Here is a 12,192-nt window from a genome sequence, read left to right as displayed (position 1 = left end):
CAGGAACACGACCAAGGAAGAGGTGAGCCATGTCCGAGAGGGCCGCGCCCCACTACTGCCCCTACTGCGGTGACGAGGACCTGGTCCCCGAGGAGGGGGCCGCCGTCAAGGGCGAGGGCTACCCCTGGGCCTGCCTGTCCTGTGCCCGCGTGTTCCGCGTCAAGTACGTCGGGTTGCGCTCCGCGTCGTTCTCCGCCGCGGACGCCCCCTCCAGACCGACGGAAGGGAACTCATGAACTCCACCATCACCGCCGCGGGCGGCCCCGAGCTCGCCGTGCGCGCCGCACGCGAGCTGGAGGAGGCCTCCGCCCAGGAGATCATCGTCTGGGCCTCGGAGACCTTCGGGGACCAGCTGTGCATGACCTCGTCCATGGCGGACGCGCTCATGGTCGACCTGGCCTCGAAGGCAGCACCCGGTATCGACGTGATCTTCCTGGACACCGGATACCACTTCCCCGAGACCCTGGGCACCCGCGACGCCGTCGCCTCGGTGTACGACATCAACCTGATCACCGTCGAACCCCTCCGCACGGTGGCCGAGCAGGACCTGGCCCTGGGGCCGCGCCTGCACGGACGCGACCCCGGGATCTGCTGCCACCTGCGCAAGGTGGAACCCCTCCAGCGGGCCCTGGCCCCCTATTCCGCGTGGTTGACCGGGCTCCGCCGCGAGGACTCGGTGACCCGCCGCGACACCCCCGTCGTGCAGTGGGACAAGCGGCGCCGGATGACCAAGGTGAACCCGATCGCCCGCTGGACCCAGGAGGAGGTGGACTCCTACATGACCGCGAACGGGGTGATGGTGAACCCCCTCCAGTACGACGGCTACCCCTCGATCGGCTGCGAGCCGTGCACGCGGCGCGTGGAGCCGGGCGAGGACCCGCGCAGCGGCCGGTGGGCCGGGACGGGCAAGACCGAGTGCGGGATCCACGTATGAGTGCCGGGACGCCGGGGTGGCGTTCCCCGGTGCCCCTGCTCGCGGTGGCCCACGGCAGCCGGAACCCGAGGGCGGCCGAGACGGTCGCCGCGGTCTTCGACCGGGTGCGCGCCCTGCGCCCGGGGCTGGACGTGCGCGTGTCCTACCTGGACCACACGGCGCCGGCCGCGGGGGACGCCCTGGCGGAGCTGGCGGCCGGGGGTGCGGGCGAGGTCGTGGTCCTGCCCGTGCTGCTGACCGCGGCCTACCACAGCAAGGTGGACCTGCCCGAGGTGGTCGCCGCCGCGCGTGGGCGCAGCCCGTGGCTGCGGGTGCACCACGCCGACACCCTGGGGCCGCATCCCCTGCTGCTGGAGGCGGTGGAGCGGCGCCTGTCCGAGGCTGGCGCGTCCGCCGGTCCGGGCACCGCGCTCGTGCTGGCGTCGGCGGGCTCCGGCGACCCGGAGGCCAACGCGACCGTCGGCGCGACGGCGGCGCGGCTGGCGGAGCGCGGTCCGTGGCGCGAGGTGGTGGCGGCCTTCGCCTCGGCGGCCCGCCCCTCCCCGGGTGAGGCCGTCGCCGACCTGCTCGAACGGGGGGCGCGGCGGGTCGCGGTGTCCACGTACCTGCTGGCCCCGGGCTTCTTCGCCGACCGGATCCGCACGCGGTCACTGGCCGCCGGGGCCTGCGTGGTCTCCGAGGCGCTGGGCGACGTGCCGGAGCTGGCCCGCGTGGTCCTGGACCGGTACGACGCGGCGGTCGCGGCGCGGCGCGCGGTGGTCCGGGCCTGAGAGGCGGGAGGTGGCGCGGGTCCTGCGACGCGGGGCCCGCCCCACCCTCCACCGCGCCGCGGCCCCGTCACCACTCCCTGGCCGAGATCAGCTCCTCCGCGTCCGCGTCGGTGAACCCGTAGACCGTGGCCACGAACCGGAAGCCCTCGCCGATCTCCTCGCGCGCGACGGTCTCGATCTCGCTGCCCGCCGCCTCGAACTCCGCCTCCAACGCGTTGAACTCCTCCGTCGCCGCCGCGGTGAGCGCGTACAGCGCCGCCGGGTCCGCGGGGCGCTCGGACCCGATCCGCTCGCACAGCCCGGGAAGGACGTCCCTCCCCCGGTCGACGACGTGGTCGGGGAAGTACGGGTCCTCGTACAGTCCTCGCAGGAACGCGTGGTCCGCCGCACGCCGGTTGGTGATCGCCATGGTGGTGTCCGTTCGTTTCCGGGGGCCGGTCCCCCGATGCTGCGCCACGGGGCCGACAGGACGGGGCCCGGCCGTGGCCGGGCAGGTCCGCGAGCGGTGCGGACGCGGTTCGACACGGTCGTCCACAGGTGGGGGGTCACCCTTGTCCCGGGGGGTTCGGGCGAGAAGAATCGGGAGCGGCGGCGGCCCGTTCGGGCGCCGCCGGTCGAGCGAGTCGTGGGGGTGGCCGTGGCAGGGGACCGGAGCCGGTCAGGGGTGCGGGGGCCTTCGGGGGCCCGGAGATCCGCGGAGGGCGGGATCCGTGACCTGCTGAGGGGGTTGCCGGTGTTCGCGGGGCCGCTGCCGGGGTTCGACCCCGCCGCGGCGCCCGACGACCCCTCGGAGCTGTTCCTGGAGTGGTTCACGGACGCGCTGCGGGACCGCGTGCCCGAACCGCACGCGATGACGGTGGCGAGCGCGGACGAGCGGGGCGCCCCGTCGGCGCGGGTGCTGATCATGAAGGACTTCACCCCGCGCGGGTGGTGGTTCGCCACCACGACGACCTCCCGCAAGGGGCGGGAGCTGGCCGTGAACCCCGCGGTGGCGCTGCTCTTCCACTGGGGGCCGCAGGGCCGCCAGGTACGGGTGCGGGGGACGGCGGAACTGGCCGGTCCGGACCTGTGCGCGGCGGACTACCTCGCGCGTCCCCTGGAGTCGCGGGTGGCCGGTCTGCACGGCAGACAGAGCGACCCGCTGACGGACCCCGCCGAGGTGGACCGGGAGGCGGACCGGGGCAGGCAACGCCTGGAGCGCGACCCGGGGCTGGTTCCCGCGGACTGGGGTCTGTACGTGGTCTCCCCCGCCGAGGTCGAGTTCTGGCAGGCCGACCCGGACCGGCGCCACACGCGCCTGCGCTACTCCCGCGCGGGCCACGAGGGCGCCTGGGAGCGCGGCCTCCTCTGGCCCTGACCGGTGGGAGGGCTCCCATGCGCCGTCGCCCGGCACAACCGGTCTGAACTGGCAGGAAAGCGCGGGACGGAGTTTCCACAGCGTTACCGCATCCTGTCCCGGGCGGCGTGTCGGGCGTGGGTAGGATGCCGGAACTCCCCGAACACCGAGCCAGAAGGACGGTAAGTCGATGCCCCCGACACACGAGGTGTTCAACCAGGCCGTACCGCTCGGCGACTACAGCGCCGGGGAGGACCCCGCCCTCCTTGAGGGACTGCGGCGCGAGGGCGCCGCATGGGCCGAGGCCGACGTGCGGGCGGTCGGCGACGCCGCCGGATCGGAGCGGGTGCGCGCCTGGGGCGAGTCCGCCAACGCCTACCCTCCGGTGCTGCGCACGCACGACCGCTACGGCCACCGTGTGGACGAGGTCGACTACCAGCCCGCCTACCACGTGCTCATGGACCAGGCGGTCGAGCACGGTATGCACGCGGCGCCGTGGGCGGAGGACCGGCCGGGCGCACACGTGGCCCGCGCGGCCAAGTTCTTCCTGTGGTCGCAACCGGAGAGCGGTCACGGCTGTCCCGTGTCGATGACGTACGCGGTCGTCCCCGCTCTGCGCCACTCCCCGGAGCTGGCGGAGAGGTACGAGCCGCTGCTGACGGCGCGCACCTACGACTTCGGCCTGCGGGCCCCGCACACCAAGCACGGACTGATCGCCGGCATGTCGATGACCGAGAAGCAGGGCGGCTCGGACGTGCGCGCCAACACCACGCGCGCGGTGCCCGCCTCCGAGGGGCACTACCTGCTCACCGGGCACAAGTGGTTCACCTCGGCGCCGATGAGCGACTTCTTCCTCACCCTCGCGCAGGCCCCCGAGGGGCTCACCTGCTTCCTGGTGCCCCGGGTGCTGGAGGACGGCGACCGCAACAGACTGTCCATCCAGCGCCTCAAGGACAAGTTGGGCAACAGGTCCAACGCCTCGGCCGAGCTGGAGTACGACGGGGCCGTCGCCCACCTGGTCGGCGAGCCGGGCCGTGGTGTGCCCACCATCATCGAGATGGTCAACAGCACGCGGCTGGACTGCGTGATCGGCTCGGCGTCGGGCATGCGCGCCGCCGTCGTCCAGGCGCTCCACCACGCCGAGCACCGCAGGACGTTCGGCACGGCGCTGGTGGACCAGCCGCTGATGCGCAACGTGCTCGCCGACCTGGCCCTGGAGTCCGAGGCGGCGACGGCGCTGATGACGCGCCTGGCCGGCGCGGTGGACCGCTCGGTGCGCGGCGACGGGGCCGAGTCGGCGTTCCGGCGCCTGGGTGTGGCCGTGGGCAAGTTCTGGGTGACCAAGCGCCAGCCCGCACACGCGGCGGAGGCGCTGGAGTGCCTGGGCGGCAACGGGTACGTGGAGGAGTCGGGGATGCCCCGCCTGTTCCGGGACTCACCGCTCAACTCCATCTGGGAGGGTTCGGGCAACGTGGCGGCGCTGGACGTCCTGCGCGCGATGGGCCGCAACCCGGAGTCGGTGGAGGCCTTCCTGGGGGAGCTGGGCACCGCCGCCGGTGTGGACGACCACTACGACGCGGCCGTCAAGCGCCTGGAGGACACCCTCGGCGACCCGGACGAGATCCAGTACCGCGCCCGGTCGGTGGTGGAGCTGATGGCCCTGACGCTGCAGGCGTCGGTCCTGCTGCGGCACGCGCCGACCCCGGTCGCGGAGGCCTTCACCGCGTCCCGGCTGGGCGGGGAGTGGGGGCACGTGTTCGGGACGCTTCCGCGCGGGACGGACACCGAGCTGATCCTGGACCGGGCCCGGCCGCGCCGCTGAACCGCCCGCGCCCCGGGGCCGCGTGCGGCCCCGGGGCCGCACGCGGTCCCGGGGCGGAACCCGGCAAACGGCGGTGATCCCCGCGGGGGAGGAAAACCCGGAGGTTCTCCGCCGAAGCGGAGAAGACAATTCCCACGACAGACACCAAAAAGGGACGCCCCCTCAATGATCATCGGCCGGGGGCGGCATACTTCGGCTGCCGGAGCGGAAGAAAGAAGTCGTCACCGAACACGACCATCCGCTTTCGGACAGGGGCGGGACGGACGACGACGCTTCCGACCGGGAACGGATTCGCGCCGCCCCGCCCGGACCCCGAAGGCCCTGACACCAAGAGACCGACAGATCCTATGGTGGAAGTCTGGCCAGGTAGTTCCTATCCGCTCGGTGCGACCTACGACGGGTCCGGCACCAATTTCTCCCTCTTCTCCGAAGCCGCCGAACGGGTGGACCTGTGTCTGTTCGACGACGACGGCGAGGAGACGCGTATACCGCTGACCGAATACGACGGATTCGTCTGGCACGGGTACCTGCCCGGAATCGGTCCGGGGCAGCAGTACGGCTACCGGGTGCACGGCCCCTACGCACCGGAGCACGGTTTGCGGTGCAATCCCAGCAAACTGCTCACCGATCCCTACGCGAAAGCTTTGAACGGCACTCTCACCTGGCACGAATCACTCTTCGGCTACCATTTCGCCGACCCTGCCCGGAAGAACACCGAGGACAGCGCCTCCTGCGTGCCCAAGTGCGTGGTGGTCAGCCCGTTCTTCGACTGGGGCAACGAGTCCCGCCCGCGCACCCCCTACCACCGGACGGTGATCTACGAGGCCCACGTGCGCGGTCTGACCATGCGCCACCCGGGCATCCCCGAGCACCAGAGGGGCACCTACTCGGGGCTGGCCCACCCGGTGGTGATCGACTACCTCACCTCCCTGGGGGTGACGGCGGTCGAACTCATGCCCGTCCACCACTTCGTGCCCGAGCACGCCATGGTGGCGCGGGGGCTGACCAACTACTGGGGGTACAACACCCTGTCCTTCCTGGCCCCGCACAGCGGGTACGCGGCACGCGGCTCCCGCGGCCAGCAGGTCCAGGAGTTCAAGGCGATGGTGAAGTCCCTGCACGAGGCCGGCATCGAGGTCCTGCTCGACGTGGTGTACAACCACACCGCCGAGGGCGACCACATGGGACCCACGCTGTCCCTGCGCGGCATCGACAACCTCAGCTACTACCGGGTGAGCGACGAGGACCAGCGCTACTACCTCGACTACACCGGGTGCGGCAACAGCCTGAACGTGCGCCACCCGCACTCGTTGCAGCTCATCATGGACTCGCTGCGCTACTGGGTCCTGGAGATGCACGTGGACGGGTTCCGGTTCGACCTCGCCTCGGCCCTGGCCCGGGAGTTCCACGACGTGGACCGGCTGAGCACGTTCTTCGACATCGTCCAGCAGGACCCGGTGATCTCCCAGGTCAAACTGATCGCCGAACCCTGGGACGTGGGTCCGGGCGGGTACCAGGTGGGCAACTTCCCCCCGCTGTGGACCGAGTGGAACGGCAAGTACCGCGACACGGTCCGCGACTACTGGAGGGGCGAGCCCGTGATGGGCGAACTCGCCTCGCGCCTGGCCGGGTCCAGCGACCTGTACCAGGACGACGGACGCCGCCCGGTGGCCTCGATCAACTTCATCACCTGCCACGACGGCTTCACCCTGGCCGACCTGGTCTCCTACGACCACAAGCACAACGAGGCCAACGGAGAGGGCAACCGCGACGGCACCGACGACAACCGGTCCTGGAACCACGGGGTGGAGGGGTCGACCGAGGACCCGGCGATCATCACACTGCGCCGACGCCAGGTGCGCAACTTCCTCACCACCCTGTACCTGTCGCAGGGGGTGGTGATGCTCTCCCACGGCGACGAGGTGGGCCGCACCCAGGGGGGCAACAACAACGCCTACTGCCAGGACAACGAGATCGCCTGGATCGACTGGAAGGGCGCCGGGCTGGAAGAGGGCGACGAGCCCGACAACGACCTGCTGGACTACGTGCGCGGGCTGGCGCACCTGCGCCGCGAGCACCCCGTCTTCCGGCGGCGCCGCTTCTTCCGCGGCGGCCCGGTGGAGGAGACCGCGACCGGGAAGGACGGCCTGACCGACATCGCGTGGCTGCGGCCGGACGGCGGACCGATGTCCGGTGACGACTGGAACTCGACCGGGCAGGCGCTGGGCGTGTTCCTCAACGGGGACGCCATCACCGAGCCCGATCCGCGCGGGCGGCGCATCCGGGACAGTTCCTTCCTGCTCCTGCTCAACAGCGGGGCGGACGCGGTGGACTTCACCGTCCCGGGGACCGAGTACGGAATGGCGTGGGAGACCGTCCTGGACACCGCCGAACCGGACGTGGCGGGACGGCCGTTCGTGGCCGCGTCCGGCCCGGTACGGGTGATCGACCGGGCCCTGGTGCTGCTGCGCCGCGTGTCGCACAAGCACACCTGAGACCGGTTCCGGGGAGGGCGGGGCCTCCCCGGACCTCCCCGGACGGCACACCACCGCCCACCCCCTACGCTGAGTGACCATGTCGACTGCACACGCCGGCGGTGCCGGTACCCCCCTTCCCGTCGTGTTCCGCGAGCTTTTGCCCTCACCGGGCGCCGCGGACGTCGACCTGGCCGGCGCGTACGCCTACCCGGTGGGCACGGACCGCCCCTGGGTGCGCGCCAACATGGTGGCGAGCGCGGACGGCGGCGCGGTGGGGGCCTCGGGGCGCAGCCGCGACCTGTCCTCGGCTCCCGACCGCCGGGTGATGGGCGTGCTGCGCGGCCTGTGCGACGTGGTGCTGGTCGGCGCGGGGACTGCGCGCCAGGAGGGCTACGGGCCGGTCCGGGCCAGGAAGGCGTGGGAGGGCCTGCGCGCGGGGCGCGCGCGGACCCCCGCCGTGGCCGTGGTCTCCCGCTCCCTCGACCTACCTGACACGCTGCTGACGGAGGCGCCCGAGGACGCCCGCACACTGGTCTTCACCACCCGGAACGCACCACGGGAGCGTCGGCGGCGGGTGGGTCGGTACGCCGACGTCGTGGAGGTCGACGGGGAGTCGGTGACACCGGCGCACGTGGTCGACGGGCTCGCCGAGCGCGGGATGCACCGCGTCCTGACCGAGGGGGGCCCGCACCTCCTGGCCGGGTTCCTGGCCGCAGGGCTGCTGGACGAGCTGTGCCTGACCCTGAGCCCGCACCTGCTGGGGCCGGGGTCCCCGCGCATCGTGGCGGGCGGCGCCCTCGCCCCCGGGGCGCCGGAGACGGGCTCACAGCCGAGCACACCCGTGCGTATCGCGCACCTGCTGGAGTCGGAGGGGAACCTCTTCGCGCGTTACGTCAGGGACGGGGGCGTCTCGCGGTAACACGATCGTCACCACTCCGTTTCGGTCGCCCCACAACGACGCATGAACCATCCCGGAATCGGACATACCCGATGTGTGCCCTCCACTGGAATCACCCCCACTGGACACACCGCATTGACGGGGCTTACCGGCTTGGCCCCCGGCCGAGAGGATGAACGTAGTGCCGACGTCCGAAAACGGGTCCCCTCCGGTCTACCGGGAGATAGCCGAGGAACTGCGCGGACAGATCCGCTCAGGACGGTACGCCGACGGCGACCGCCTTCCCGGGGAGAACGCCCTCATGGAGCGTCACCGCGTCGCGCGGGCCACGGCCCGGCAGGCGCTCTCCGTGCTGATCAACGAGGGCCTGGCCGTGGCCGTGCGCGGCTCCGGTATCTACGTCCGCGCGTTCCGGCCGGTACGCAGACACGGCGCCCGCCGCCTGTCCAAGGAGCTGTGGGGCCACGGGCGGGCGATCTGGCAGACCGAGGGCGAGGAGCGGGGATACGAGGTGGACGACCTGTGCGTGGACGAGACCGTGGCCGAGGAGCACGTGGCCCGCGCGCTGCAACTCGCGGAGGGCGGCGGGGTGCTCCGGCGCTCGCGCCGCTACCTCGTGGAGGGCAGGCCGGTCCAGCGCGCGGTCTCCTACCTTCCCCTGACGGTCCTGGTGGAATCCGCCGCGGCTCGGCGCGTGCGTGAGCACGACAGCGGGCCCGGCGGGATCTACGCGCGCCTGGCCGAACTGGGGCAGGCTCCCGCCCACTTCACCGAGGAGATCCGGGTGCGCATGCCCACCCCTGAGGAGAGCGCGGAGCTGAGGCTCTCACCCGGGACACCGGTGCTGGAGGTGGCCCGGACCGCGCTCACCTCCGAGCACCGACCCGTGGAGTTCAACGAGATCACGATGGACGGCTCGGCGTACGTGCTCCAGTACGACTTCGACGCCTGAACCCGCCCCGGGGCCGCCCGCCGCGGTTCCGGGGCGCTCCGCCGCGGCTCGGCCACGCGCGACCGCCCCGGCCCGGGCACGGCAGGAGGGGTGCCGCTCCCGGCACCCCTCCCTTGGACCCGGCTCAGCGACAGCCCCGCTTGGAGGCGAACACCAGGTACGCCAGCGGCAGGAAGACGAGTCCCACCGCCAGGGCCCCGGCGGCTGCGAAGAGCAGGGAGTTCGACTCGGTCATCGCCCACCGGGCCACACCGATCCCCAGGACCGTGGCCACGACGACGGCGCCCACCGCGAGCACCGTGGCGGACACCAGCAGCTTGCGATCGCTCCAGGGCTCGGGCCTGGCCAGCTCGGCCTGCCTCGTCATGGTGCGAAGACTCAGCTCCGTGGCCCACAGCAGTTCGCGGCCCGCGGCTGCCGTGCCACCGGTGACGGTCCGCGCCCGCCCCCGTACCCCCGAGGTGGTCTGCTCCAGCCACCACAGTCCGTATCGAATCCTGCCAACACGCAGCGGCCGTCTGTTGACTCCGAGTACCTGTTGCGTTGCAACCGCCATGTCACCCGCCTCACATGTACCGTACGACCACCGACCCTGCCGAATGCCGTACCCGTCGCGTTGACTACCGAACGTCGCGAAAGGTGAAGTTAGAGGTATCTAGCCATGAGGAATGATCTACCCGAACGAACGGCGCGATGCCCCGGAGAACGCCGAGGCGGCACCAGGACACGATTCGGGGTAGCGTCGTCACATGGCTGACTCACCGGACCAGGACCCGCAGACCGGCGACGGGACCGCACGACTTCCCCAGACCGACCAGGAATGGCGCGACCGGCTCAACGCCCAGGAGTACGCCGTGCTCCGCCAGTCCGCCACCGAGCGCGCCTGGACCGGCGCCTACGTCGACACCAAAACCAGCGGTGTCTACCGCTGCCGGGGTTGCGGAGCCGAACTCTTCCGCTCCGATGAGAAGTTCGACTCCCACTGCGGCTGGCCCAGCTTCTTCGACCCGGCCGACTCCGACGCCGTCACCCTGCACGAGGACGCGTCCCTGGGGACGGTGCGGACCGAGGTCCGGTGCGCCACCTGCGACTCCCACCTCGGCCACGTCTTCCGCGGGGAGGGCTACGCCACCCCGACCGACGCCCGGTACTGCATCAACTCCGTCGCGCTCACCCTCGAACCGACGGACTGAACCGCCCGCCCGGGTCCGGACGCGTGGTCCGGACCAGCCGACGCGCGTATGATCGTGCGCCGCGACCCACCCACGACGGGATCGGGGATAATCGCATCCAGCGCGTCAACGGGCGGCCCCTCGGCCGCCCGCGAGGCGCGGCGCGAAGGCCGGGACCAACCGGGCCCTTCGCGTACCAGCCGGCCCGCAGACCCCGGGCCGACCCCTCACAGCGGCAACCGATGTGCGGGCGAACCGACCGACCCGCAACGAAAGCGCTCGATGACCGACGACTCACCTTCCTCATCCGTCTCCCACCGCCCTCCCGCACGCCCCCGGTTCGGTATGGCCCAGGGGTCCGCCCCCTGGCTGCTGCCCGCCCTGGGAGCCGCCGGGGCCGCCGCGCTGGCGGCCCGGGGCTCCCGCGCGCGCACGGCTCTCGCGGTCCCGGTGGTCGCCCTCGCGGCGGGGATGACCTGGTTCTTCCGTGACCCCGAGCGGGGCCCGGCGACCGGGCGGGTGCTGTCCGCGGCCGACGGCGTCGTACAGAGCCTCGACCTCCAGCCCGACGGGCGAACCAGGGTCGCGGTGTTCATGAACCCCCTCAACGTGCACGTCAACCGTGCACCTCTCGCCGGTGTGGTGACCGGTGTCGAGCACCGCCCCGGGGGCTTCCGCCCCGCATTCGACAAGGACAGCGAGCGTAATGAGCGCGTCATCTGGACCCTTGAAACCGAGATCGGTCAGATCACGGTCGTTCAAATCGCCGGCGCGATGGTCAGGCGTATCGTCCCGTATCTCGCTGCGGGGCAGAAGGTCGAACAAGGCGAGAGGATCGGTCTCATCCGGTTCGGGTCCCGGGTCGACGTCTACCTTCCGGCCGGGATCACCCCGGCGGTGGAGATCGGCCAGAAGGTCCGCTCCGGAGAAACCCGTCTTGACGCAGGCTGACAGCGCGGAGGGCGTGGCCGCGGTCGAAGGGCACGCGGGCACCGCCGAGGCCGCCCCCCTGCTCCGCCTGGGCGTGGCCGACTACCTGACCCTGGGCAACGCCCTGTGCGGCTTCCTGGCCGTGTGGGCGCTGGTCGTCGCCCAGACCGCCCACGCGGCTGCCGGAGCGGTCGGCCCGCTGCCGCGTACCGCCATGGCCACGGTCGTGGGCCTGCTGATGGTCGCCGCCGCGCTGGACGTGTTGGACGGCCGGGTCGCCCGCAAGCTGGGCGGCAGCGGCATGGGGGCCGAACTGGACAACCTCGCCGACGTGATCAGCTTCGGGTTCGCCCCGGCGTTCTTCTTCGTCGTGTGGGGGATGCAGGCCGGGGACGCCGGCCTGCTGCCCGTGGCGGCCGGCGGCGCGGTGCTGCTCGCGGTCATCGTGCGGCTGGCCCGGTTCTCCTGCCAGGCACCGGGAACGCGCTACTTCACCGGTCTGCCCTGTCCGTTCGGCGCGATGGCCGTGGTGACGGTGGTCCTGCTCGACCCCCCGCTCCTCGCGGGCGTGGCGACGGTGCTGCTCATCTCCTGGCTGATGGTGAGCCGCATGGAGTACCCCAAGCCCCGCGGGCGCAAGGCCTACGCGGTCCTGGGCGTCCTCGGCTTCGGTGTCGCCCTGATGGCCGCCTGGGGCCTGGGGCTGCCCGCCGGGCAGTCGCTCATCTACCTGATGAGCGCCGCCGTCCTGGGCTTCATCGTGACCATCCCCTTCTACGTCCTGGCCACGCGGAGGTCCTCCGCCGCTCGGGACTGAGGCCGGCACACGAGCGGAGCGCCCCCGCCGCAGGACGAACCTGCGGCGGGGGCGCTCCGTGTTCCGCGTCCGGGGCCCTCCCCC

13 protein-coding genes are annotated in these 12,192 nt (G+C 72.2%); 11 read left to right on the top strand and 2 right to left on the bottom strand.

The features are described 5' to 3' along the window. Positions 1-29 precede the first annotated feature (29 nt). Genes ACFWTE_RS13725 through ACFWTE_RS13715 form a run of 3 tightly spaced genes read left to right on the top strand, consistent with a single transcriptional unit; the run spans position 30 to position 1,704 of the window. On the top strand, positions 30-236 hold the full coding sequence (locus ACFWTE_RS13725) for a hypothetical protein (RefSeq protein ID WP_378779687.1): 207 nt from the start codon (positions 30-32) through the stop codon (positions 234-236). Beyond that, a complete protein-coding gene (locus tag ACFWTE_RS13720) occupies positions 233-934 on the top strand; it encodes a phosphoadenylyl-sulfate reductase (protein ID WP_378779686.1) in 702 nt (233 codons plus the stop codon). The genes ACFWTE_RS13725 and ACFWTE_RS13720 overlap by 4 nt, the downstream gene beginning before the upstream one ends. Further along, positions 931-1,704: a sirohydrochlorin chelatase gene (locus ACFWTE_RS13715; protein ID WP_378779685.1), complete on the top strand. Its 774-nt coding sequence runs from the start codon at positions 931-933 to the stop codon at positions 1,702-1,704. Before ACFWTE_RS13720 ends, ACFWTE_RS13715 begins: the two co-directional genes overlap by 4 nt. A gap of 67 nt (positions 1,705-1,771) precedes the next feature. On the opposite strand, the gene ACFWTE_RS13710 is transcribed toward ACFWTE_RS13715, so the two are convergent. Continuing rightward, positions 1,772-2,113 (bottom strand): DUF5713 family protein, encoded by a 342-nt coding sequence (locus tag ACFWTE_RS13710; protein ID WP_378779683.1) that lies wholly within the window; start codon positions 2,111-2,113, stop codon positions 1,772-1,774. A gap of 324 nt (positions 2,114-2,437) precedes the next feature. On the opposite strand from ACFWTE_RS13710, the gene ACFWTE_RS13705 reads away from it, so the two are divergent. From ACFWTE_RS13705 to ACFWTE_RS13685, 5 genes are all read left to right on the top strand, one after another. Further along, positions 2,438-3,061 (top strand): pyridoxal 5'-phosphate synthase, encoded by a 624-nt coding sequence (locus ACFWTE_RS13705; protein WP_378779682.1) that lies wholly within the window; start codon positions 2,438-2,440, stop codon positions 3,059-3,061. A gap of 169 nt (positions 3,062-3,230) precedes the next feature. Then, complete coding sequence (locus ACFWTE_RS13700; RefSeq protein ID WP_378779681.1) at positions 3,231-4,862, top strand: acyl-CoA dehydrogenase family protein; 1,632 nt, start codon at positions 3,231-3,233, stop codon at positions 4,860-4,862. 347 nt (positions 4,863-5,209) lie between these two features. Next, entirely contained in the window at positions 5,210-7,357 is a 2,148-nt protein-coding gene (gene glgX, locus ACFWTE_RS13695; protein ID WP_378779680.1) for a glycogen debranching protein GlgX, read from the top strand. 79 nt (positions 7,358-7,436) lie between these two features. After that, the gene (locus ACFWTE_RS13690; RefSeq protein ID WP_378779679.1) at positions 7,437-8,258 is read left to right on the top strand and encodes a pyrimidine reductase family protein; all 822 of its coding nucleotides are present in this window, start codon (positions 7,437-7,439) and stop codon (positions 8,256-8,258) included. Positions 8,259-8,409: 151 nt separating this feature from the next. Further along, on the top strand, positions 8,410-9,189 hold the full coding sequence (locus ACFWTE_RS13685) for a GntR family transcriptional regulator (RefSeq protein WP_378779678.1): 780 nt from the start codon (positions 8,410-8,412) through the stop codon (positions 9,187-9,189). 124 nt (positions 9,190-9,313) lie between these two features. Here ACFWTE_RS13685 and ACFWTE_RS13680 read toward each other — a convergent pair whose 3' ends face one another. Then, positions 9,314-9,745 (bottom strand): hypothetical protein, encoded by a 432-nt coding sequence (locus ACFWTE_RS13680; RefSeq protein WP_378779677.1) that lies wholly within the window; start codon positions 9,743-9,745, stop codon positions 9,314-9,316. A 193-nt stretch (positions 9,746-9,938) separates the two neighbouring features. Between ACFWTE_RS13680 and msrB the strand changes: the two genes are divergently transcribed. The 3 genes from msrB to ACFWTE_RS13665 all read left to right on the top strand — a co-directional run bounded on the left by msrB (position 9,939) and on the right by ACFWTE_RS13665 (position 12,108). Further along, entirely contained in the window at positions 9,939-10,382 is a 444-nt protein-coding gene (gene msrB, locus ACFWTE_RS13675; protein WP_378779676.1) for a peptide-methionine (R)-S-oxide reductase MsrB, read from the top strand. 261 nt (positions 10,383-10,643) lie between these two features. Then, positions 10,644-11,312, top strand: coding sequence for a phosphatidylserine decarboxylase (locus ACFWTE_RS13670; RefSeq protein ID WP_378779675.1), 669 nt, complete (start codon positions 10,644-10,646; stop codon positions 11,310-11,312). Between the two features lie 13 nt (positions 11,313-11,325). Next, the gene (locus ACFWTE_RS13665) at positions 11,326-12,108 is read left to right on the top strand and encodes a CDP-alcohol phosphatidyltransferase family protein (protein WP_378779716.1); all 783 of its coding nucleotides are present in this window, start codon (positions 11,326-11,328) and stop codon (positions 12,106-12,108) included. The last annotated feature ends 84 nt before the right edge of the window (positions 12,109-12,192 follow it).

The sequence above is a fragment of the Nocardiopsis sp. NPDC058631 genome, from assembly GCF_042716955.1.
Taxonomy (GTDB): Bacteria; Actinomycetota; Actinomycetes; order Streptosporangiales; family Streptosporangiaceae; genus Nocardiopsis.
This window is presented reverse-complemented; position numbering and strand designations above follow the sequence as displayed.

Coding starts and splice junctions, on each gene's coding strand:
- ACFWTE_RS13685 (WP_378779678.1), top strand. CDS start 8,410: ATGAACGTAGTGCCGACGTCCGAAAACGGGTCCCCTCCGGTCTACCGG.
- ACFWTE_RS13710 (WP_378779683.1), bottom strand. CDS start 2,113: ATGGCGATCACCAACCGGCGTGCGGCGGACCACGCGTTCCTGCGAGGA.
- ACFWTE_RS13720 (WP_378779686.1), top strand. CDS start 233: ATGAACTCCACCATCACCGCCGCGGGCGGCCCCGAGCTCGCCGTGCGC.
- ACFWTE_RS13715 (WP_378779685.1), top strand. CDS start 931: ATGAGTGCCGGGACGCCGGGGTGGCGTTCCCCGGTGCCCCTGCTCGCG.
- ACFWTE_RS13690 (WP_378779679.1), top strand. CDS start 7,437: ATGTCGACTGCACACGCCGGCGGTGCCGGTACCCCCCTTCCCGTCGTG.
- ACFWTE_RS13700 (WP_378779681.1), top strand. CDS start 3,231: ATGCCCCCGACACACGAGGTGTTCAACCAGGCCGTACCGCTCGGCGAC.
- ACFWTE_RS13680 (WP_378779677.1), bottom strand. CDS start 9,745: ATGGCGGTTGCAACGCAACAGGTACTCGGAGTCAACAGACGGCCGCTG.
- msrB (WP_378779676.1), top strand. CDS start 9,939: ATGGCTGACTCACCGGACCAGGACCCGCAGACCGGCGACGGGACCGCA.
- ACFWTE_RS13725 (WP_378779687.1), top strand. CDS start 30: ATGTCCGAGAGGGCCGCGCCCCACTACTGCCCCTACTGCGGTGACGAG.
- glgX (WP_378779680.1), top strand. CDS start 5,210: ATGGTGGAAGTCTGGCCAGGTAGTTCCTATCCGCTCGGTGCGACCTAC.
- ACFWTE_RS13670 (WP_378779675.1), top strand. CDS start 10,644: ATGACCGACGACTCACCTTCCTCATCCGTCTCCCACCGCCCTCCCGCA.